The following is a 23031-nucleotide window of genomic DNA, read 5'->3' as shown; positions in this document are numbered from 1 at the left end:
CATTCTGCGCCGTACCCGCCCTCCGCCCGCCCGTCCTGCCCGGGAAGGACCGCGTGCGCGCACGGAGGGGGGCGGTTTGTCAGTGGGGCGAGGCAGGATGGATGGCATGTCGCGACGGAGCACTGGGGCCACCCCGGAGGAGCGGGATCCGGCGGGGGCCCTCGACGCGTTCGCCCCCGCCACGCGCGCGTGGTTCACGGGGGCCTTCAGCGCGCCCACCGCCGCGCAGGCGGGGGCCTGGCGCGCGATCGCCGGGGGGTCCGACGTGCTCGTGGTGGCCCCCACGGGCTCCGGGAAGACGCTGGCGGCGTTCCTTGCCGCCCTGGACCGGCTGGCGTCGACGCCGCCGCCGGCCGAGGCCAAGCGCCGATGCCGCGTGCTGTACGTGTCCCCCCTGAAGGCGCTCGCCGTCGACGTGGAGCGCAACCTGCGCAGTCCGCTGACCGGCCTGCGGCACGAGTCCGTGCGGCTGGGGCTGCCGGAGCCTGAGGTGCGGGTGGGCATCCGCTCGGGCGACACCCCGGCGGCCGAGCGGCGCGCGCTCGCCACCCGGCCGCCGGACATCCTGATCACGACCCCCGAGTCGCTGTTCCTGATGCTGACCTCCTCGACCCGGGAGTCGCTGCGCGGCGTCGAGACGGTGATCCTCGACGAGGTGCACGCCGTCGCCGGGACGAAGCGCGGTGCGCACCTGGCGCTGTCGCTGGAGCGGCTGGACGAGCTGCTGGAGCGCCCCGCGCGGCGCATCGGCCTGTCGGCGACGGTCCGCCCGGTGGACGAGGTGGCGCGCTTCCTGTCGCCGCAGCGCAAGGTGACGGTCGTCCAGCCCCCGTCGCAGAAGGAGTTCGACCTGTCGGTGGTCGTCCCCGTCGAGGACCTGGGCGAGCTCGGCGGCTCCCCCGCCACCGAGGGCGACGACCCGCGGCCTTCGATCTGGCCGCACGTCGAGGAGCGCATCGCCGACCTGGTGCAGGACCACCGCTCCACGATCGTCTTCGCCAACTCGCGCCGCCTGGCCGAGCGGCTGTGCAACCGGCTCAACGAGATCGCCTACGAACGGGCCATGGGCGAGCCCCTGCCCGAGGGCGCGCCGCCCGCGGAGATCATGGCGCAGTCCGGCGCGGCGCGCGGGGCGCCGCCGCTGCTGGCCAGGGCGCACCACGGCTCGGTCTCCAAGGAGCAGCGCGCCCTGGTGGAGGAGGACCTCAAGGCCGGGCGGCTGCCGGCCGTCGTCGCCACGTCCAGCCTGGAGCTGGGCATCGACATGGGCGCGGTGGACCTGGTCGTCCAGGTGGAGTCGCCGCCCTCGGTGGCGTCCGGGCTGCAGCGCGTGGGCCGGGCAGGACACCAGGTGGGGGCGGTCTCGACCGGGGTGGTCTTCCCCAAGTACCGCGGCGACCTCGTGCAGTCGGCGGTGGTCACCGAGCGGATGCGGGAGGGCGCGATCGAGGCGTTGCGCATCCCGGCCAACCCGCTGGACGTCCTGGCGCAGCAACTGGTCGCGATGACGGCGCTGGACACCTGGGACGTCGACGAACTGCTGGCGATGGTACGCCGGGCCGCGCCCTTCGCCGCGCTGCCGCACTCGGCGTTCACCGCGGTGCTGGACATGCTGGCCGGGCGCTATCCGTCGGACGCCTTCGCGGAGCTCCGGCCGCGCGTGGTGTGGGACCGGGTGGCGAACACGGTGGCGGCCCGGCCCGGCGCGCAGCGCCTGGCGGTGACCTCGGGCGGCACGATCCCCGACCGCGGGCTGTTCGGGGTGTTCCTGGCCGGCGCCGACCCGAAGAAGGGCGGCGGCCGGGTCGGCGAGCTCGACGAGGAGATGGTCTACGAGTCCCGGGTGGGAGACGTCTTCACCCTGGGCACGACCTCGTGGCGGATCGAGGACATCACCCGCGACCGGGTGCTGGTCTCCCCCGCCCCGGGCGTGCCCGGGCGGCTGCCGTTCTGGAAGGGCGACCAGCTCGGCCGCCCGCTCGAGCTGGGCCGCGCCCTCGGCGCGTTCCTGCGCGAGGTCGCCGCCCTGGACCCGCGCAAGGGCCGGGCCCGGCTGGCCGCGGCGGGGCTGGACCCGTGGGCGGTCGACAATGTGCTGGCCTACCTGGAGGAGCAGCGCAAGGCCTGCGGCCATGTGCCCGACGACCGCACCATCGTGGTGGAGCGCTTCCGGGACGAGCTGGGCGACTGGCGGGTGGTCGTCCACTCCCCCTTCGGCGCCCAGGTCCACGCCCCATGGGCGCTCGCGCTGGGTGCCCGGCTCGGTGAGCGGTACGGCTTCGACGCGCAGGTGATGCACGCCGACGACGGCATCGTGCTGCGTCTGCCGGACGCGGATCTGATGGGCCTGGACCTGCTGGACGTGGACCCGGCGCGGCAGGGCACCGAGTACGACGCCGACCAGTCCCCGGTCGGCGCCGCAGACGTCGCCTTCGACAAGGGCGAGGTCGAGCAGCTCGTCACCGACCAGATCGGCGGTTCCGCGCTGTTCGCGTCCCGGTTCCGGGAGTGCGCGGCCCGTGCGCTGCTGCTGCCCCGCCGGGACCCCGGCAAGCGCACGCCGCTGTGGCAGCAGCGCCAGCGGGCCGCCCAATTGCTCCAGGTGGCCTCGGAGTTCGGTTCGTTCCCGATCGTGCTGGAGGCGGTCCGCGAGTGCCTGCAGGACGTCTTCGACGTCCCCGGGCTGGTCGAGCTGATGGGCGACATCGAGTCCCGCAAGGTGCGGCTGGTCGAGGTGACGACGCCCGAACCGTCGCCGTTCGCCAAGTCGCTGCTCTTCGGCTACGTGGCGCAGTTCCTCTACGAGGGCGACTCGCCGCTGGCCGAGCGGCGCGCCGCGGCGCTCTCGCTGGACTCCCGGCTGCTGGCGGAGCTGCTGGGCCAGGCCGAGCTGCGCGAGCTGCTCGACGCCGACGAGATGGTGGAACTGGAGCAAGAGCTGCAGTGGCTTACCGAGGACCGGCGGATCAAGGGTCCCGAGGGGGTCGCCGACGTACTGCGCCTGCTGGGCCCGCTGGACGACGCCGAGCTGGCCGCGCGCGGAGCGGAACCGGGCTGGGCGGCCGGGCTGGAGGGCGCGCGCCGGGCGATCCGGGTCCGCGTCGCGGGCGTGGACCGCTGGGCCGCCGTGGAGGACGCCGGGCGGCTGCGGGACGCCCTGGGCACCGCCCTGCCGGTCGGTGTGCCGGAGGCCTTCACCGAGCCCGTCAAGGACCCGCTGGCGGATCTGCTGGCCCGCTACGCCCGTACGCACGGGCCGTTCACCTCGGCCGAGGCCGCCCAGCGCTTCGGCCTGGGCACCGCCGTCGCCGACGGCACCCTGCACCGGCTCGCCGCGTCCGGCCGGGTCGTGCAGGGCGAGTTCAGGCCCGGCGGCGCGGGCCACGAGTGGTGCGACGCCGGTGTGCTGCGGCGGCTGCGGCGGCGCTCGCTGGCGGCGCTGCGGCACGAACTGGAACCCGTGCCGCCGGCCACGCTGGCCACCTTCCTGCCGCAGTGGCAGCACGTGGGCACGCACGGCCTGCGCGGCCTCGACGGTCTGGTGCGGGCCGTCGAGCAGTTGCAGGGCGCCGCCGTCCCCGCCTCGGCCCTGGAGAAGCTGGTCCTGCCCGCCCGTGTGGCGGACTACACCCCGGCAATGCTGGACGAGCTGACGTCGGCGGGCGAGATCGTGTGGGCGGGGGCCGGCGCCCTGCAGGGCAAGGACGGCTGGCTGTCGCTGTATCTCGCGGACACCGCGCCCCTGTTGCTGCCGCAGCCCCAGCCGCTGGAGCTCTCCCCGGTGCACCACGCGGTCCTGGACGGGCTCTCGGGCGGCTACGGACTGTTCTTCCGGCAGATCTCCGAACAGGTCCGCGCCGCCGGGCACGAGCTGTCCGATCCGGAACTGGCCGAGGTGGTCTGGGAGCTGGCCTGGTCGGGCCGGCTGACCAACGACACGCTCGCGCCGCTGCGCGCCCTGCTCGGCTCCGGCCGTACGGCGGGCTCCACCGCGCACCGGGCGCCGCGCGCGGTGCCCCGTGGCCGCTACGGCGCCTTCACGGCCCGCACCGGCCGGCCCGCGCCCCGCGTGACGGCGTCACGGGGCGGGCCGCCGACGACCGCGGGCCGCTGGTCCCTGGTACCGGAGGCGGAGCCCGACGCGACGCACCGGGCGCACGCCCTCACCCACGCGCTGCTGGACCGGCACGGCGTGGTCACCCGGGGGGCGGTGGCCGCCGAGGGTGTGGAGGGCGGCTTCTCCGCCGCGTACCGCGTCCTGTCGGCCTTCGAGGAGACCGGCCAGGCGCGCCGAGGCTACGTCGTGGAGGGGCTGGGCGCGGCCCAGTTCGCCATGGACGGCGCGGTGGACCGCCTGCGGGCCATCAGCAACGCCCGGGACCGCGAGGACGCCCGGCACGACAAGGCCCGCACCGTGGTGCTGGCCGCGGCCGACCCGGCCAACGCCTACGGCGCCGCCCTGCCCTGGCCCGAGCAGCCCGCCGGGGTGACCCACCGGCCGGGACGCAAGGCGGGGGCCCTGGTCGTCCTGGTCGACGGCGAGCTCACGCTGTACGTGGAGCGCGGCGGCAAGACCCTGCTGGCCTGGCCCGGCACCTCCGCGGCGGAGGGCGACGGCCGGGGAGGCGCCGGCGCGGACGAGGAGCGGTTGCAGGCGGCCGCCGACGCGCTCGCCCTGGCCGTGCGTGACGGTGCGCTCGGCCGGCTCACGGTGGAACGCACGAACGGCGAGTCCGCCCTCACCTCGGTGCTCGGCCGGGCCCTGGAGGCGGCCGGCTTCCATGCGACACCCCGCGGCCTGCGGCTGCGGGCCTGAACGGGACAGGGGGATCCGTGCCCGAGGGCGACACGATCTGGCTGGCCGCGCACCGGCTGCACTGGGCGCTGGCGGGGCACGTACTGCTCCGTGCGGACCTGCGTGTGCCGCGGCTGGCGACGACCGACCTGTCGGGACGCCGCGTGGAGGAGGTCGTGGCCCGCGGCAAGCACCTGCTGATCCGGGTCGAGGGCGGGCTGACCCTCCACTCGCATCTGCGCATGGACGGTTCCTGGCAGTTGTACGCACCCGGTGAGCGCTGGCGGGGCGGTCCCGACCACCAGGTCCGGGCGGTCCTCGCCAACGCCGAGCGGGTCGCGGTCGGCTACCGGCTGCCCGTGCTGGAGCTGCTGCGCACCGCCGAGGAGGACCGGGCCGTCGGCCACCTCGGTCCCGATCTGCTGGGCCCGGACTGGGATCCGGCCGAGGCGCTGCGCCGGCTGACCGCCGACCCGGCCCGGCCGGTCGGGGAGGCGCTGCTGGACCAGCGCAATCTGGCGGGCATCGGCAACGTCTACAAGTGCGAGGTGTGCTTCCTGCGCGGCGTCACGCCCTGGATGCCGGTCGGGGAGGTCCCCGAGCCCGAACGGGTCGTCGAGCTCGCCAGGAAGCTGCTGCAGGCCAACAAGACCCGGCACGGCCACATCACCACCGGCGACACCCGGCGCGGCCGGACGCACTGGGTGTACCGCCGGGACCGGCACGGCTGCCTGCGCTGCGGGACGGCGATCCGCGTCGCCGAGCTGGGCCCGCCCGGCCAGACCCGTGCGACGTACTGGTGCCCGCAATGCCAGCGCGGCCCCGCGCCCGCGTCCGCACCGGCGCCGCGGCACACCAATTGACGGACCGTCAGATCCGGTCGTACCGTCGCCGCATGACCGTACCGGCGTACGACCTCACCGGGCGCACCGCTCTGGTCACCGGCGCCGCCAGCGGCATCGGCCGGGCCTCGGCGCTGCTGCTCGCCCAGGCCGGGGCCACCGTGACGTGCGCGGACGTGGACGAGCCGGGCGCCCGGCACACCGCCGGGCTCGCCGTGAAGGCCGGCGGCGCGGCGGAGGCGCGTGCCGTGGACGTCACCGACCGCGCCCAGGTGGCCGAGGCGGTCGCGGCGATCGTGGCCACCCACGGACGGCTGGACGTCCTGGCCGCCATCGCGGGCGTCATGCACTCCAGTTCCGTCCTGGACACCGACGAGGCCGACCTGGACCGGGTGCTGTCGGTGAACTTCAAGGGGGTGCTGCACTGCGCCCGCGAGGCCGCCCGCCCGATGGCCGAGCGCGGTGCCGGCAGCATCGTCACCATGGCCTCCGGAGCCATCGACACCGGCGCCCGCGGGCTGCTCTGCTACAGCGTCTCGAAGGCCGCCGTCGTCCAGCTGACCCGGACCCTCGCCACGGAGCTGGGACCCCGCGGCGTGCGGGCCAATGCCGTGGCGCCCGGCTTCATCCGCACGCCGATGACGAGCCACCACGGCACCGGCCCGGACGGCCTCTTCGACGAGCGGGCCCAGGCGCGCGCCGAGGAGGCGCTGGTGCGCGCCGCGCCCCTGGGCCGTGTGGGCGACCCGCAGGACGTGGCGCACACCGTGCTCTTCCTGGCCTCCGACGCCTCAGCCTTCACGACCGGCCAGATCCTGCGCCCCAACGGGGGCGTCGTCATGCCCTGGTAGTGACTGACTTCGCGGACCCGGAAGTCTTCCCGGCAGCCCTCCCGGCGCCGGGCCCTCAACCTCACGGACGGCCGCCGGAGCGGCGGCTGATGATCCCCGTGACCACCTCGCCGTGTGCAGGGGGACGATGCTGAGCCCCCAGCCACCGGCGACGACCAGGCCCTCGAAGGAGCCTGCCTGCGCGGGCTGGGCGATGAGCCTCAGCAGGGCCCACCACCACACCACTCCCGCGACGAAAGCGATCGCCCAGCGGACCGGCCGCCGGGCCCACAGCTCGTGAAACAGGCGGAGAACGTGCATGGCCGCCTCCTTCGGAGCCCCGAGGTTGCGGCGGGTATCACCAGGGACCCAATCCCGGGCTTTCCCCGTACACAGGTGCGATCCCCTTCCGGCAAGATCTCTAGACCTCTGCCGCCCCACCCCGCACGACGTTCACCCGGAAGGAGGACACGTACGGCTACTACCTGCGACATTCCGCCGCCCGAGCGCAACCCAGGGCGACCGGCCCCGATGCTCCCGCCGACGACGCCCCGCCGGCCTAGACGTTCTCGGCCTGGAACATCCAGTGGTGCTTCTCGAGCTCGGCGGCGAGCCCGATCAGGATGTCCTGGCTCACCGGATCGGGCTTCTCCGTCGCCTCGATCCCCTGGCGCACCCGCCTGATCACGGCGTCCAGCGCCACGATCATGACCGAGACCACCTTCTCGTCCTTGATCCAGCCGTCCGGCACCTCGTCGATCCTGCTGCTCTTGGAGACCGTCCCCGCGCGCCCGTCCGGCGTCACCCCGATCGCGGCCGCCCGCTCCGCGACCGTGTCGGCGTAGGTCCGCGCGGTGGTCACCACGTCGTCGAGCTGGAGGTGGACCGACCGGAACCGCGCCCCGACCACGTTCCAGTGCACCTGCTTGGCGACGAGCGACAGGTCGATGAGATCGCTGAGGGTGTGCTGCAGGGCCTCACCGACGGTCTTGCGGTCGGCCTCGGGCAGCGTGCTCTTCACGACGGTCATGCTGCTCCTCCTCGGGAATTGCCTGGCGTCGCAGGACCACCTCCACGGCGGCCCCGCCTCATGAGCGCCTTCCCCGGATCCGCGGACCACACGCGGACACGCCGTGGCCCCGGCCGGTTGCCCACCGGCCGGGGCCACGGTTCGGAACTGCTTGGTGTCGCTCAGGCCGCGACGACGTCCACGGCCTCGGTGGGCGCCTTCGGCGCCTTGATGGTGACCCGCTCGTCCGGACCGGACGGTACGGACGGAACCGCGCCCAGCAGCGGCCGCATAGGCGCGGCTGCCGACCCGACAGCAGCCGACTCGGCGAGTTCGGCAAGCGCCAGATCGTCGCTGACCTCCCGCATCACCTCGGACATCGGGACGTCCAAGGCGTCACAGATCGCGGAGAGCAGTTCGGAGGAAGCCTCCTTCTGCCCTCGTTCGACCTCCGACAGATAGCCCAGGGAGACCCGGGCGGATGAGGAGACCTCACGCAGGGTGCGGCCCTGACGCTGGCGCTGCCGACGCAGCACGTCACCGAGCAGGCGACGGAGCAGAATCATCGGTGGCTCCCTCCTCGGACCGCGAATTCGCAACCTTCTTGCCCCACCGTACCGCCTCCGACACCGGCCGTGCGGGGAGCGATGACGTGTTCACTCAGGGCTGCAAACATCCCTTCCCCCCGCTGTCTTCCCTACCCTTCGCCGTCGGGGATTCGTCGGGTGTTCCCCCGCCCGTCAGGAGCGTCTGCTGCAAGAGGGTCAGAACGGCGTTCACGGTGGTGGTACGGATTTCGGCACGGTCGCCGTTCAACTGCAGTCTCTCGCACCACGAGCCGGTCGGCCCGGCGACCGCCACGAAGACCGTCCCGACCTGCTGTCCGTCCTGCGGGTCCGGGCCGGCGACTCCGGTGGTGGACAGCCCCCAGTCGGCGCGCAGCACGCGCCGCACGCCCTCCGCCATCCCCCGCGCGACGTCGGGGTCGACGGCCCCGCGTTCGGCCAGCAGCGCGCCGTCCACGCCCAGCACGTCCCGCTTCAGTTCGGTGGCGTACGCGGTGACCGAACCGCGGAAGGACCTGGAGGCGCCGGGCACCGAGGTCAGCTCGGCGGCGACCAGGCCACCGGTCAGCGACTCGGCGACGGCGAGCCACTGCTGCCGCCCCTCCAGCAGCCCCAGCACCTCGGCGGCGACGTTCACGCGCCCTGTCCCTGCTCCTCCGGGAACTCCAGCGGGACGTCCTCCGCGAGCGCCCCCTCCTCCTCGTCCGCGCCCTCGTGCGCCCGGCGCACGGCGGCCGCGCGCTGCGCGGCCAGTCCGGCCCGGCGCATGACGACGGCCTGGCGCACGTAGTCCAGGCCCGTCACCACGGTCAGCACCACCGCGGCGCCCATCAGCACCGCCCGCAGCGTCGCCAGCGGCCCGGTGAGGATCAGGATGTACATGCCGACGGCGACGCCCTGGGTGAGCGTCTTCAGCTTGCCGCCCCGGCTGGCCGGGATCACCCCCCAGCGGATCACCCAGAACCGCATCAGCGTGATGCCCAGCTCGCGGAAGAGGATCACCGCGGTGACCCACCAGGGCAGGTCCCCGAGGGCCGAGAGCCCGATCAGCGCCGCGCCCATGATCGCCTTGTCGGCGATCGGGTCGGCGATCTTGCCGAAGTCGGTGACCAGCCCGTAGCGCCGGGCCAGCTCGCCGTCGAAGAGATCGGTGATCATCGCGATGGCGAACGCCGCCCACGCGAAGGAGCGCCACGCCGGGTCGTGCCCGTCGTCGTGCACGAGCAGCACGACGAAGCCCGGCACCAGCAGCAACCGCACCATCGTCAGGACGTTGGCGATGTTCCACAACGAAGGCCGCCGGACCGCGGCCGCCGGGGCGGCGGGTGCGGACCGGTGGTTGCCGGCGGCGGACGCCGGGACTCCCGTCATCTGCGCGCCTCCTGCGTCGTGCCAAGCGGCTCCGCGACGAGGTCGACGCCTTCGGTGTCCACCACCTTCGCCGCGACGAACGATCCGGGCACCAGGCCCGCGCGGGAGGTCAGGACGACCTGGCCGTCGGTCTCCGGCGCCTGGTGGGCACCGCGGCCGACCGCCCCCTCCTCCTCGTCGACGGAGTCGACCAGCACCTGCACCGTCGAGCCCAGCCGCTCCTCGGCACGCTGCGCGGTCAGCTCCTCGGCCAGCCGCGAGACCCGGGCCAGCCGCTCGGCGACGACGTCCTCGTCGAGCTTGCCGTCGTAGCCGGCCGCCTCGGTGCCCTCCTCGTCGGAGTAGCCGAAGACGCCGATGGCGTCGAGCCGGGCGGCGCCCAGGAAGCGCTCCAGCTCCTCCAGGTCCGCCGCCGACTCGCCCGGGAAGCCGACGATGAAGTTGGAGCGGACCCCGGCCTCCGGCGCCTTGGAGCGGATGGTGTCGAGCAGCTCCAGGAAGCGCTCGGTGTCGCCGAAGCGGCGCATCGCGCGCAGCACCCCGGGGGCGGAGTGCTGGAAGGACAGGTCGAAGTACGGCGCGACCTTGGGCGTCGAGGTCAGCACGTCGATCAGGCCCGGGCGCATCTCGGCGGGCTGCAGGTAGCTGACCCGGATCCGCTCGATGCCGTCGACGGCGGCCAGTTCCGGCAGCAGCGTCTCCAGCAGCCGGATGTCGCCGAGGTCCTTGCCGTACGAGGTGTTGTTCTCGCTGACCAGCATGACCTCCTTGACGCCCTGCTCGGCCAGCCAGCGCGTCTCGCCGAGCACGTCCGAGGGGCGGCGGGAGATGAAGGAGCCCCGGAAGGACGGGATGGCGCAGAAGGAGCAGCGGCGGTCGCAGCCGGAGGCCAGCTTCACGGAGGCCACCGGGCTGCTGTCCAGGCGGCGGCGGAGCGGTGCGCGCGGCCCGGAGGCGGGCGCGACGCCCTCGGGCAGGTCCGCGGGGGCGGGGACCGGCTCCGTGGCGCTCTGCGCGTGGCCGGGCAGCGCGACCTCGCTCACGGCCTGCCGGGCGGCCGGGCTGACCGGGAGCAGCTTGCGGCGGTCGCGCGGGGTGTGGGAGGCGTGGACACCGCCGGAGAGGATCGTCTGCAGGCGGTCGGAGATGTTCGCGTAGTCGTCGAAGCCGAGCACGCCGTCCGCCTCGGGCAGGGCCTCGGCCAGCTCCTTCCCGTAGCGCTCGGCCATGCAGCCGACCGCGACGACGGCCTGGGTGCGGCCGTGGCCCTTGAGGTCGTTGGCCTCCAGCAGGGCGTCGACGGAGTCCTTCTTGGCGGCCTCGACGAAGCCACAGGTGTTCACGACGGCCACGTCGGCGGCGGCGGCGTCCTCGACGAGCTGCCACCCGTCCGCCGCCAGCCGGCCGGCGAGCTCCTCGGAATCCACCTCGTTACGGGCGCAGCCGAGCGTGACAAGAGCGACGGTACGGGGTTCGGACATAGGCTCAGCCTACTTTGTCCCCGACGGGGCTCCGACGCGCAGCGGCGCCCGGCGCCGGGACGGGTGTCCCGCGCCGGGCGCCGCGGTGTCCGTGCGCGCCCGTGGAACCGGGCGTCACCCTGCTTCCGGGTCGCCGGGGGTGAAGGTGAGGCGCTGGACCTGACCGGGGTCGCCCGCGGGCCCGAGGTCCTTGCCGTTGACGAAGAGGTGGACCGCGCCCGCGTTGCCGATGATGAGGTTGATCTTGCTCTTGTCGGTGAAGGTCTTGGAGTCGCCCGGCTCCAGACTGCCCTGGTAGAGCTGCTTTCCGTTGCTGTCCACCGCCTGGATCCAGCTCTTGTCGTTCTGGGCGGTGAGCTTGACCGTGACCTTGTCGGCCGGCGCCGCGGCGATCGCGCTGTCGGACTCCTCGGGCCTCGGCGCGGAGCTCGTGGGGTTGCCGGACGGCTCGGCCGCCGGGCTCGCCGCACTGGGCTTGCCCGCCACCGGTTCCTTGCCGCCGTCCTCGCCACCGCTGAACAGGGTGAACCCGACGAAACCGATGACGGCGACGATCGCCGCGACCATGGCGGCGGTCCAATTGGGGCGGCGCGGCTCGGACCTCATCCGCTCCGCCTCGTACAGCGGCGCCACCGGGGTGGGGGCGGGCGCACTGCCGTGCTCCGCCGAGAACTGCTGGATCAGGGCCTCGGGATCGAGGCCCACGGCGCGCGCGAGCGCCCGGATGTGGCCGCGGGCGTACACGTCGCCGCCACAGCGGGAGAAATCGTCCTGCTCGATCGCGTGCACGATGGGCGGGCGCACACGCGTTGTGGTACTGACCTCGTCGACGGTCAGACCCGCGGCGATGCGGGCCTGGGCGAGGGCGCGACCGACCGAGAGCCGGTCGTCGGGGGGCGGGTTGCCGATGGACACGGGGGCGCCTTTCGAGCGTGCAGCCACCTGCTGGAGACTCAGTCTAGGGGGGTGTGCAAAAGGACGGGCAAGCGGGCGGGCGTTGTTTGTCCGCCATCAGGATTGCCGTCTTTCCCGGCGCCGATGACAGTCGGCCATACGCCTTCCCCCTGCACTAACTTGACGTACGGGCGGGAGCAACGGTTGCGTCCAACCCACTTACGAGTGAGCCACGGAATGGCTACGAACCGGCCTCGCCCCGGAGCAGGGCGAGCACTCCGTCCATCTCGTCCGGCTTGACCAGTACGTCACGGGCCTTCGACCCCTCGCTGGGTCCGACGATCCCGCGCGATTCCATCAGGTCCATGAGCCTGCCCGCTTTCGCGAAGCCGACACGCAGTTTCCGCTGGAGCATCGAAGTCGAGCCGAACTGCGTGGAGACGACCAGTTCCGCGGCCTGGCACAACAGGTCCAGGTCGTCGCCGATCTCCTCGTCGATCTCCTTCTTCGGGCCCGAGCCGACGACCACGTCGTCACGGTAGGCGGGGGTCAACTGCGCCTTGCAGTGGGCGACGACGGCGTGGATCTCGTCCTCGGTGACGAAGGCGCCCTGCATGCGGACCGGCTTGTTCGCGCCCATCGGCAGGAACAGCCCGTCACCCTTTCCGATCAGCTTCTCGGCGCCGGCCTGGTCGAGGATGACCCGGCTGTCGGCGAGCGACGAGGTCGCGAAGGCCAGCCTGGAGGGCACGTTGGCCTTGATGAGACCCGTGACGACGTCGACGCTGGGCCGCTGGGTGGCCAGCACGAGGTGGATGCCGGCGGCCCGGGCGAGCTGGGTGATGCGGACGATCGCGTCCTCGACGTCCCGCGGCGCGACCATCATCAGGTCGGCCAGCTCGTCCACGATCACCAGCAGGTAGGGGTAGGGCGCGAGCTCCCGCTCGCTGCCCTCCGGCGGCTTCACCTTGCCCGAGCGCACAGCCGCGTTGAAGTCGTCGATGTGCCGGAAGCCGTAGGCGGCGAGGTCGTCGTAGCGCAGGTCCATCTCGCGCACGACCCACTGCAGCGCCTCGGCGGCCCGCTTGGGGTTGGTGATGATCGGGGTGATGAGGTGCGGGACGCCCTCGTACGCGGTCAGCTCGACGCGCTTGGGGTCGACCAGCACCATCCGCACCTCGTCGGGCGTGGCGCGCGCCAGGATCGAGGTGATCAGGCAGTTGATGCAGGAGGACTTGCCGGATCCGGTGGCACCCGCGACGAGGATGTGCGGCATGCGCGCGAGGTTGGCCATGACGTAGCCGCCCTCGACGTCCTTGCCGAGGCCCACCGTCATCGGGTGCTCCTCGCCGGCGGCCTCCGCCGAGCGCAGCACGTCGCCGAGGTTGACCATCTCCCGGTCGCTGTTGGGGATCTCGATGCCCACCGCCGACTTGCCGGGGATCGGGCTGATGATCCGCACGTCCGGACTGGCCACGGCGTACGCGATGTTCTTGGCGAGGGCGGTGATCCGCTCGACCTTGACGGCCTGGCCGAGTTCCACCTCGTAACGGGTCACCGTCGGACCTCGCGTGAAGCCGGTGACCCGTGCGTCCACCTTGAACTGCGAGAAGACGCTCGTCAGCGACTCGACCACGGCGTCGTTGGCGGCGCTGCGGGTGCGTCCTGGACCGCCGCGCTCCAACAGGTCCAGGGACGGCAGGCCGTAGGTGACGTCGCCGGACAACTGGAGCTGCTCGGCGCGCGGCGGCAGCGGCGGGCCCTGCTCGGGCGCCGCGCGCTTGGTGAGGTCGGGCACGGACCGGTCGGCGGAGTCCTCGGCGGCGGCTTCCCCGGTGTCCCGGGCCTGCGGCAGGGAGTGGCTGACGAGGTCCGCGACGACGGAGGAGCCGGGCACGCCGTAGGCGAGGGCGCCGTCGAGGTCGGCGGCCACGCCGTAGGCGAGGTCGACCGCGTCCAGTCCGTCGCTGGGCCTGAGATCGGGCAGTTCCGGCCGCTCCTCGCGGCGCCTGGACCGGCGGCGCGACTTCTCCCCGCCGTCCTGCGGGGCGGTCTCCTCCTCCAGCAGGTCGCTGAACGGCACGGCGTCGTCCTCGGTCCCGGCGCTGCCCTGGTCCTCCACCAGGCCCAGCCGGATGCCGAGTTCGCGCAGCCGCCGGGGGATGGCGTTGACCGGGGTCGCGGTGGTGACCAGCAGCCCGAAGAAGGTGAGCAGCGCCAGCAGCGCCACCGCCAGCGGTGCGCCGACGGTGTAGTCGAGCGGCGCGGACGCCGCCCAGCCGATCAGGCCGCCCGCGTCGCGGATCGCGTCGGCGCCCTGCCCGCGGCCGGGGGAACCGCAGCCGATGTGCACCAGGCCCAGTACACCGACGGCGAGGGTGGTCAGGCCGATGACGATGCGCCCGTTGGCGTCGGACTTCTGCGGGTGGCGCATCAGCCGCCAGACGACGGCACCGACGAGGAACGGCACGAGCAGGTCCAGCCGCCCGAACAGCCCGGTGATCAGTATCTCGACCAGGTCGCCCACCGGACCGCGCAGGTCCGACCACGTGCCGGTGGCGACGACCAGCGCGAGGCCGAGCAGCAGCAGCGCCAGGCCGTCCTTGCGGTGCGCCGGGTCGAGCCCGCGCGCGCCGCGCCCGACGCCGCGGAAGAGGGCGCCCACGGTGTGCGCCAGGCCGAGCCAGACCGCTCGCGCGAGCCGGTAGACGCCGCCGGTGGGGGACGGCGCGGGCTTCGGCGCGGGTTTGGCCGCCGCCGCCTTGGCAGGCGGCTTCTTGGCCGCCGCCTTCTTCGCGGGGGCCTTCTTCGCCGCGGGCTTGGCCGCAGGTTTGGCGGCAGCCTTCTTGGCGGTGCCGGACGTACGTGAGGCCATGGTGGTGAGGTTACCGTTCCGCCCCGTGCACGACACGCGTGGCCACGCATACCGCCATCCGTGTCGTGCCCCAGTTGCGCCATGGATGACACTGCATCAAGTGGCGCACACGCTTCACTCTTGCGGGGGAATCTTCTTGTCGCCGCCGCCCGTGCCCGGCTCCAGCGCGTCCAGCGCGCGGCGCAGGCCGGTCAGCTTCCGCTCCAGATGGGCGGCCGTGGCCACCGCCGCCGCGTCCGCGGACTCGTCGAGCTGCTTGGACAGCGCCTCCGCCTGCTCCTCCACCGCGGCGAGCCGTGCGGAGAGCTCGGCGAGCAGGCCCACGGGCTCCTTGGCGCCGTTGCCGCCCTGCCGCGCGCCCTGTTCCAGCTGCAGCCGGAGCAGGGCGGCCTGCTCGCGCAGCTGGCAGTTCTTCATGTAGAGCTCGACGAAGACCGACACCTTGGCGCGCAGCACCCACGGGTCGAAGGGCTTGGAGATGTAGTCCACCGCGCCGGCCGCGTAGCCGCGGAAGGTGTGGTGCGGCCCGTGGTTGATGGCGGTCAGGAAGATGATCGGGATGTCGCGGGTGCGTTCGCGCCGCTTGATGTGCGCCGCGGTCTCGAACCCGTCCATGCCCGGCATCTGGACGTCGAGCAGGATCACCGCGAAGTCGTCGGTCAGCAGCGCCTTGAGCGCTTCCTCCCCGGACGATGCCCGCACCAGGGTCTGATCGAGCGCGGAGAGGATGGCCTCCAGCGCCAGCAGATTCTCCGGCCGGTCATCGACCAGGAGGATCTTGGCCTTCTGCACCATGGCCCGCCCTCCTCGCCCCGGCACTGCACCGGTCGCCGCCCCCATGGACGACTCCTGAGTGCCGCCCGTCCTTGTGCCGGTCATGGTAGCCGCACCCCGCTGTCCGCCACACCCTGTCACCGCCATGTCACTGTGCACGTAGCAGAAACGCAAGCGGAGACCAGAAGGTTCCCAGAATCCCGCACTCTCACACCTCTTCACACACGCCGAGTCATGGGCGTTCACCGTCCGTTGCCCGGCCGCTCACCCAACGTGGCGTCACCTGGACTGCATCCACTGCTCCATCACCGCGAGGAGGTGGTCGGTGTCCACCGGCTTGGCGACGTAGTCGGACGCCCCGGACTCGATGCTCTTCTCGCGGTCGCCCTTCATCGCCTTGGCCGTCAGCGCGATGATCGGCAGCCCCGCGAACTGGGGCATCCTGCGGATCGCGGCCGTGGTCGCATAGCCGTCCATCTCGGGCATCATGATGTCCATCAGGACGACCGCGACGTCGTCGTGCTGCTCCAGGACCTCGATCCCCTCCCGGCCGTTCTCGGCGTACAGCACGGTCAGCCCGTGCTGCTCCAGCACGCTGGTGAGGGCGAAGACATTGCGGATGTCGTCGTCCACGATGAGCACCTTCTCACCGCTGAACCCGCCCGCGAAACCGGTGTAGGCGTCGCTGTGCGCCCCCTCCACCCACGACTCGGGCAGCGCGGCGCGCTCCACCGGCCCGGCGGCCGCGGCGGGCCGCGGTGCCGCGGAACGCCGGCGCAGCCGGGCCAGGCTGCTGCCCGCGCCCCGGCCGCGCACGGCCACGTGACCGTGGGCCGGGACGTGGAACGGCTCGGCCGGCGCCCCCTCGAGCTCCCCGGCCTCACCGCCGGGGAGCTGCGGGTAGCCCTGGAGCGGCAGTTCGGTGGTGTTGAGCGGCAGGTAGAGGGTGAAGGTCGAGCCGCGGCCGGGCTGGCTGTCGGCGTGGATCTCGCCGCCGAGCAGCCGGGCGATCTCCCGGCTGATGGACAGGCCCAGGCCCGTGCCGCCGTACTTGCGGCTGGTGGTGCCGTCCGCCTGCTTGAAGGCCTCGAAGATGACCCGCATCTTGCTCGCCGCGATGCCGATGCCCGTGTCGGTCACCGAGAAGGCGATCAGCGGCTCGTCCGCGCCCCGCAGCGAGCCGGACTCCAGCAACTGCTCCCGGATGGCCTGCGGCACGTCGGGACCGGCCGGGCGGATGACCAGCTCGACCGAACCGCTGTCGGTGAACTTCACCGCGTTCGACAGCAGGTTGCGCAGCACCTGCAGCAGCCGCTGCTCGTCGGTGTGGAGCGTGGCGGGCAGCTCCGGGGAGACCCGTACGGAGAAGTCCAGGCCCTTCTCCGCGGTGAGCGGGCGGAACGTCGCCTCCACGTAGTCGACCAGCTGGACCAGGGCGATGCGGGTCGGGCTGACGTCCATCTTGCCCGCCTCGACCTTGGACAGGTCCAGGATGTCGTTGATGAGCTGCAGCAGGTCGGAGCCGGCGCCGTGGATCGTCTCGGCGAACTCGACCTGCTTCGGCGACAGGTTGCCCTCGGCGTTGTCCGCGAGCAGCTTGGCCAGGATGAGCAGCGAGTTCAGCGGGGTGCGCAGCTCGTGCGACATGTTGGCCAGGAACTCGGACTTGTAGCGCATCGAGACGGCCAGCTGCTCGGCGCGCTCCTCCAGGACCTGCCGGGCCTCCTCGATCTCGGTGTTCTTCACCTCGATGTCCCGGTTCTGGCGGGCCAGCAGCTCCGCCTTCTCCTCCAGCTCCGTGTTGGACATCTCCAGCTGCTTCTGCCGGTTCTCCAGCTCCGCCGAGCGCTCCCGCAGCTGTTCGGTCAGCTCCTGCGACTGCTCCAGCAGGTACTCGGTCTTGGTGTTCACGCTGATGGTGTTCACGCTGACCGCGATCATGTCGGTGATCTGGCCGAGGAAGTCCTTCTGGATCTGCGTGAGCGGCTGGAAGGAGGCCAGCTCCATCACACCCAGCACCCGGTCCTCGAACACCACCGGCAGCACGATGACGTGGGCCGGCGGCGCCTCGCCGAGCCCGGAGGAGATCCTCAGGTAGCCCGGCGGGACGTCCTCCACCAGGATCGAGCGCTTCTCTACCGCCGCCGTGCCGATCAGCCCCTCGCCGGGCAGGAACACCGTCGGCATCGTGCGCTTGGAGAAGCCGTACGAGCCGGACAGCCGCAGCTCGTAGCCCTCCTCGATCTCCTCCCCGCCGGCCGGCTCCTCCGCGATGAAGAAGGCGCCGTGCTGGGCGGAGACCACCGGGGTCAGCTCGCTCATGATGAGCGCCGCCACGTCGTTGAGGTCGCGGCGGCCCTGCATCAGACCGGAGATGCGGGCGAGGTTGCCCTTGAGCCAGTCCTGCTCCTTGTTGGCGAGCGTGGTCTCGCGGAGTCGGACGATCATGGTGTTGATGTAGTCCTGGAGCTCCAGGATCTCGCCCGCCGCGTCCACGTCCGTGCGGATGTTGAGGTCGCCGCGGGTCACCGCGGTGGCCACCTGGGCGATGTTGCGCACCTGACGGGTCAGGTTGTTCGCCATCAGGTTCACCGACTCGGTGAGGTCCTTCCAGATGCCGGACACGCCCGGCACGCGCGCCTGGCCGCCCAGCCGGCCCTCGGTGCCCACCTCGCGGGCCACCCGGGTCACCTGGTCACCGAAAGCAGACAGCTGGTCGACCATCGTGTTGATGGTCGTCTTCAGCTCCAGGATCTCGCCGTGCGCGTCGACGTCGATCTTCTTGGACAGGTCGCCGCGGGCGACCGCGGTGGTGACCATGGCGATGTTGCGGACCTGGCCGGTCAGGTTGGAGGCCATGTTGTTCACCGACTCGGTGAGGTCCTTCCACGAGCCGGACACACCCGGCACGCGCGCCTGGCCGCCGAGGATGCCGTCGGTGCCCACCTCGCGGGCCACCCGGGTCACCTCGTCACCGAAGGCGGAGAGCGTGTCCACCATCGTGTTGATGGTCTCGGCGAGCTGGGCGACCTCGCCGCGCGCCTCGACGGTGATCTTCTTGGTGAGGTCGCCGTTGGCGACGGCGGTGGCGACGGAGGAGATCGAACGCACCTGGCTGGTCAGGTTGTTGGCCATCAGGTTGACGTTGTCGGTGAGGTCCTTCCAGATGCCGGAGACGTCCCGAACCCGGGCCTGACCGCCCAGCTGGCCCTCGGTGCCCACCTCACGGGCCACCCGGGTCACCTCGTCGGCGAACGCGGACAGCTGGTCCACCATCGTGTTGACGGTGGTGACCAGGGCGAGGATCTCGCCCTTGGCGTCGACGGTGATCTTCTTCGACAGGTCGCCCTGGGCGACCGCGGTGGTGACCTCGGCGATGTTGCGGACCTGCATCGTCAGGTTGTTCGCCATGAAGTTGACGGACTGCGTCAGGTCCTTCCAGGTGCCCGACACGCCCTTCACCTCGGCCTGGCCGCCCAGGATGCCCTCGGTGCCCACCTCGCGGGCCACCCGGGTCACCTGCTCGGCGAAGGACGAGAGCTGGTCGACCATCGTGTTGAGGACGTTCTTGAGCTCCAGGATCTCGCCGCGCGCGTCGACGTCGATCTTCTGGGACAGGTCACCGCGGGCCACCGCGGTCGCCACCTGGGCGATGTTGCGGACCTGTGCGGTCAGGTTGCCCGCCATGCCGTTCACGGAGTCGGTGAGGTCGCGCCACACACCGGCGACGCCAGGCACCTGCGCCTGGCCGCCCAGCCGGCCCTCGGTGCCCACTTCACGGGCCACCCGGGTCACCTGCTCGGCGAACGAGGAGAGCTGGTCGACCATCGTGTTGATGGTGTTCTTCAGCTCCAGGATCTCGCCGCGCGCGTCGACGTCGACCTTCTGGGACAGGTCACCGCGGGCCACCGCGGTCGTCACCTGGGCGATCTGGCGGACCTGCGAGGTGAGGTTGCCCGCCATGAAGTTGACGGAGTCCGTCAGCTCCTTCCACACGCCGCTCACGCCGTCGACGCGGGCCTGACCGCCGAGGCGGCCCTCCGTGCCCACGTCCCGGGCCATGCGGGTGACCTGCCCGGCGAACGAGGAGAGCTGGTCCACCATGCGGTTGACGGTGTTCTTCAGCTCCAGCATCTCGCCGGAGACGTCCACCGTGACCTTCTGCGACAGGTCGCCGTTGGCGACCGCCGTCGTCACCTGCGCGATGTTGCGGACCTGGCCGGTCAGGTTGCGGAACGCGGTGTTCACCGAGTCGGTGAGGTCCTTCCACAGACCCGCGGCACCCGGCACCTGCGCCTGGCCGCCGAGTTCACCCTCGACGCCGACCTCGCGCGCGACCCGGGTCACCTCGGCGCCGAAGGCCGACAACTGGTCGACCATCGTGTTCACGGTGTTCTTCAGCTCCAGCATCTCGCCGGAGACGTCCACCGTGACCTTCTGCGACAGGTCGCCGTTGGCGACCGCCGTCGTCACCTGCGCGATGTCCCGCACCTGGCCGGTCAGGTTGCGGAACGCGGTGTTCACCGAGTCGGTGAGGTCCTTCCAGGTGCCCGCCGCGCCCGGCACCTGCGCCTGGCCGCCGAGGCGGCCCTCCGCCCCGACCTCGCCCGCGACACGGGTCACCTCGTCGGCGAAGGTGCGCAGCGTCTCGGTCATCGCGTTGACGGTCTCGGCGAGCTGCGCGACCTCGCCGCGCGCGCCGATGGTGATCTTCTGCGACAGGTCGCCGTTGGCGACCGCCGTCGTCACCTGGGCGATGTCGCGCACCTGGGCCGTCAGGTTGCCGGCCATCAGGTTGACGGAGTCCGTGAGGTCCTTCCACACGCCGTCGACACCGGCCACCTTGGCCTGGCCGCCCAGCTGGCCCTCGGTGCCCACCTCGCGTGCGACGCGGGTCACCTCGGCGGCGAAGGAGGAGAGCTGGTCGACCATCGTGTTGACGGTGTTCTTCAGCTCCAGCATCTCGCCGGCCACGTGCACGGTGACCTTGCGCGACAGGTCGCCCTTGGCGACCGCCGTCGTGACGAGGGCGATGTCACGCACCTGGGCCGTCAGACGGGACGCCATGGTGTTGACCGAGTCCGTCAGGTCCTTCCACGAACCGGACATACCGCGCACCCGCGCCTGGCCGCCGAGCTTGCCCTCGGTGCCGACCTCGCTCGCCACCCGGGTCACCTCGTCGGTGAACGTGGACAGCTGGTCGACCAGCCCGTTGACGGTGCGGCCCACCTTGAGGAACTCGCCGCGCAGCGGATGCCCCGAACCGTCGGCGCCCTGCGAGCGCAGGTCCATCCGCTGCTCCAGGTCACCCTCGGCGACCGCCGACAGCACCCGGCCGACCTCGGACATGGGGCGCACGAGGTCGTCCACGAGCGCGTTGGAGGCGTCGATGGCCGCCGCCCAGGCGCCCTCGCACGCCCCCGTCTCCAGGCGCTCGGCGAGCTTGCCCTCGCGGCCCACGACCCGCCGCACCCGCGCCAGCTCCCCGGTGAGGTGCTGGTTGCGGTCGGCGACCTCGTTGAACACCGCGGAGATCTCCGCCATGACCCCGTCGCCGGTGACCGTCAGCCGCTTGCGGAAGTTGCCGTCCCGCATGGACTCCAGCGCCGACAGCAGCCGGTGCAGGGCCGCCGAGTCGACCTCGACGGTCCCCGTACCGGCCCCGCTCTTACGCGACCGCGCGTTCTTCACCCGTGCGGAACCGCCCCGCTTCGCCGCGGATGCCGCGCCGCCTCGCGCCGATGCGCCAGACTCCACCGTGTCCCTCCCGGAGGGTCGACCGACCTGCAGGTGCCTCGTTCAGACATGACCAGTGTTTCACCATGCCCGGGCCCGGCCATAACAGTTCGGCAGCATCGCATATGACCGGCGTCATGATCGGGGCAGGAACACCCCCAACCGGCACACACGCGGTCGCCGGGGGTAAGTAACCTGGCATGCGGTTGCCCACCTTGGGCCGGGCGTACACCTCGAAGTGGGGGCCGGTGGTGACAGTACAGCGGACGACGAATGGTGACGTCCCGGGACAAACAAGGAGATCTGTGATCACGGCGCGGGCAGCGGCCACCTTCGAACCCGTGGGACGCTCGGTCGCCACCGCACGCGCGTTCGTCCGCGACACGCTCCAGGGCTGGGGCTTCTCCGAGGTGGTCGACGACGCCGTCGTACTCACCAGTGAACTCGTCACCAACGCCGTGGTGCACGCCGGCACCGCCGCGGACGTCCACTGCCTGCGCTACGAGTCCGCCGTGCGCATCGAGGTCGCCGACCGCTACCCGGAACGTGAGCTTCCTCTCCACGACGCCAAGAAGCAGATCCACCCCGACCACGAGGGCGGCCGCGGGCTGCTCCTGTGCTCGGCACTTGCCAGCCGCTGGGGCGTGGAGTACACCGCCGCCAACAAGCACGTCTGGTTCCGCCTGGAACTCCCCCAGCGCCCCGCGGGCACCCGTTCCGCGGGTCCCGCCCTGCCCGTCCAGGCGCTGCCGCTCGCCGACGAGCGGGTCCGCGTCGCGGTCGTGCAGGTCGACCGCGCAGGCATCATCACCCGCTGGAACCAGGACGCCGCCGAGCTCTTCGGCCACCTCGGCGACCAGATCACCGGCAAACCGCTCGGCGACTTCGCCGCCTGGCCGCAGACCCCCGGCACCGGCCACGGCATCGCCGAGGCCCTGCGGCTGTCCCGCTGGGAGGGCAGTTACGGCATCCGCGGCGCGGACGGCCGCACCCTGCCCGTCTACGGCGCGCACCTGCGGGTCCGCGACGCCTCCGGCGAGCCGTCCACCGTGTGCCTGCTGGTGCGCGAGGACGAACGCGCCGTCCTGCAGAACCCCGGCCGCGGGATGATCTCCGTCGAGGGCGGCGTCGAACGCGGCAAGGCCGTGGACCCGTTCGAGTCCTTCATCGGCTCCCCCGCCCCCGACGACCTCGACGGGCTGCTGCAGCGCACCGTGGAGCGGGCCCGCGACATGCTCGACGGCGACGCCGCCTACCTGCTGCTCGCCACCGACGACGAGACCGAGCTCGAGGTGCGCGCCTCGACCGGCCTCCCCTCCGCCCGGCAGCGCTTCGCACGGGTCCCCGTCGAGGCCGGCACCGGCCGCTACGGCAGCGCCCGCATGCCCGCCGTCCACGAGGACCTCACGGCGGTGCCCGGCGCCGTCCCGCTGCTCGCCGGCACCGGCATGCGCTCGATCGTCACCGTCCCCCTCAAGGTCGAGGGCCGCCTCACCGGCTCGCTCGGCGTCGCCGCGGAGAGCCCCGGCCGCTACACCAACGAGGAGGCGCTGCGGCTGCAGTTCGCCGCCGACCGCATCGCGCTGGCGGTGGAGAGCGCCCGCCTCACCGAGCTCGAGCGGCTGCGCCGCGGCTCGTTGTCCTTCCTGGTGGAGGCCTCCGACCTGCTGGCGGGCACGCTGGAACGCGACCAGACGCTCGCCCTGATGGCCCAGATGACCGTGCCCACCCTGGCCAGCTGGTGCGCCGTCTACACCATCGCCGACCAGGCCTCGGAACCCGAACTCGCCTTCGTCCTGCACGAGGACGAGGACCGCATCGACGGCATCAAGGCCCTGCTGTCCCGCCTCGCCCAGGC

Annotated in this window: 13 protein-coding genes; 4 read left to right on the top strand and 9 right to left on the bottom strand. The window is 72.4% G+C overall.

Annotated features, from left to right (window positions below; translation table 11 throughout):
- Positions 1–106: 106 nt before the first annotated feature.
- Genes PV341_RS29135 through PV341_RS29125 form a run of 3 tightly spaced genes read left to right on the top strand, consistent with a single transcriptional unit; the run spans position 107 to position 6488 of the window.
- A complete protein-coding gene (locus PV341_RS29135; protein WP_500329080.1) occupies positions 107–4816 on the top strand; it encodes an ATP-dependent helicase in 4710 nt (1569 codons plus the stop codon).
- Positions 4817–4833: 17 nt separating this feature from the next.
- Positions 4834–5658: a DNA-formamidopyrimidine glycosylase family protein gene (locus tag PV341_RS29130; RefSeq protein WP_499514364.1), complete on the top strand. Its 825-nt coding sequence runs from the start codon at positions 4834–4836 to the stop codon at positions 5656–5658.
- A 32-nt stretch (positions 5659–5690) separates the two neighbouring features.
- Positions 5691–6488: an SDR family NAD(P)-dependent oxidoreductase gene (locus tag PV341_RS29125; protein WP_500329081.1), complete on the top strand. Its 798-nt coding sequence runs from the start codon at positions 5691–5693 to the stop codon at positions 6486–6488.
- A 538-nt stretch (positions 6489–7026) separates the two neighbouring features.
- Here the strand turns inward: PV341_RS29125 and PV341_RS29120 are convergent.
- The 9 genes from PV341_RS29120 to PV341_RS29080 all read right to left on the bottom strand — a co-directional run bounded on the left by PV341_RS29120 (position 7027) and on the right by PV341_RS29080 (position 21032).
- A complete protein-coding gene (locus PV341_RS29120) occupies positions 7027–7497 on the bottom strand; it encodes a Dps family protein (protein ID WP_500329082.1) in 471 nt (156 codons plus the stop codon).
- A 161-nt stretch (positions 7498–7658) separates the two neighbouring features.
- The gene (locus PV341_RS29115) at positions 7659–8042 is read right to left on the bottom strand and encodes a helix-turn-helix domain-containing protein (protein WP_018561778.1); all 384 of its coding nucleotides are present in this window, start codon (positions 8040–8042) and stop codon (positions 7659–7661) included.
- Positions 8043–8136: 94 nt separating this feature from the next.
- Positions 8137–8679, bottom strand: coding sequence for a CinA family protein (locus tag PV341_RS29110; protein ID WP_500329083.1), 543 nt, complete (start codon positions 8677–8679; stop codon positions 8137–8139).
- Complete coding sequence (gene pgsA, locus PV341_RS29105; protein WP_500329084.1) at positions 8676–9413, bottom strand: CDP-diacylglycerol--glycerol-3-phosphate 3-phosphatidyltransferase; 738 nt, start codon at positions 9411–9413, stop codon at positions 8676–8678. Before pgsA ends, PV341_RS29110 begins: the two co-directional genes overlap by 4 nt.
- A complete protein-coding gene (gene rimO / locus PV341_RS29100; protein WP_500329085.1) occupies positions 9410–10894 on the bottom strand; it encodes a 30S ribosomal protein S12 methylthiotransferase RimO in 1485 nt (494 codons plus the stop codon). The genes pgsA and rimO overlap by 4 nt, the downstream gene beginning before the upstream one ends.
- Positions 10895–11008: 114 nt before the next feature.
- Positions 11009–11809: a helix-turn-helix domain-containing protein gene (locus PV341_RS29095; RefSeq protein WP_500329086.1), complete on the bottom strand. Its 801-nt coding sequence runs from the start codon at positions 11807–11809 to the stop codon at positions 11009–11011.
- A 220-nt stretch (positions 11810–12029) separates the two neighbouring features.
- Positions 12030–14663 (bottom strand): DNA translocase FtsK, encoded by a 2634-nt coding sequence (locus tag PV341_RS29090; protein ID WP_500329087.1) that lies wholly within the window; start codon positions 14661–14663, stop codon positions 12030–12032.
- A 114-nt stretch (positions 14664–14777) separates the two neighbouring features.
- Positions 14778–15458 carry a response regulator gene (locus tag PV341_RS29085; RefSeq protein ID WP_431965404.1) on the bottom strand — a complete coding sequence of 227 codons (681 nt, stop codon included), beginning with the start codon at positions 15456–15458 and terminating at the stop codon, positions 14778–14780.
- A 258-nt stretch (positions 15459–15716) separates the two neighbouring features.
- A complete protein-coding gene (locus PV341_RS29080) occupies positions 15717–21032 on the bottom strand; it encodes a HAMP domain-containing protein (protein ID WP_500329094.1) in 5316 nt (1771 codons plus the stop codon).
- A gap of 446 nt (positions 21033–21478) precedes the next feature.
- Between PV341_RS29080 and PV341_RS29075 the strand changes: the two genes are divergently transcribed.
- Positions 21479–23031, top strand: a 1553-nt coding sequence (locus tag PV341_RS29075) for a GAF domain-containing protein (protein WP_500359389.1), incomplete at its 3' end; no start/stop codon positions are given.

It is taken from the genome of Streptomyces sp. PA03-1a (genome assembly GCF_033792805.1).
Lineage (GTDB): Bacteria > Actinomycetota > Actinomycetes > Streptomycetales > Streptomycetaceae > Actinacidiphila.
Note: the sequence above shows the minus strand (reverse complement) of the source record. Positions and strands in the feature narration are given on the sequence as shown.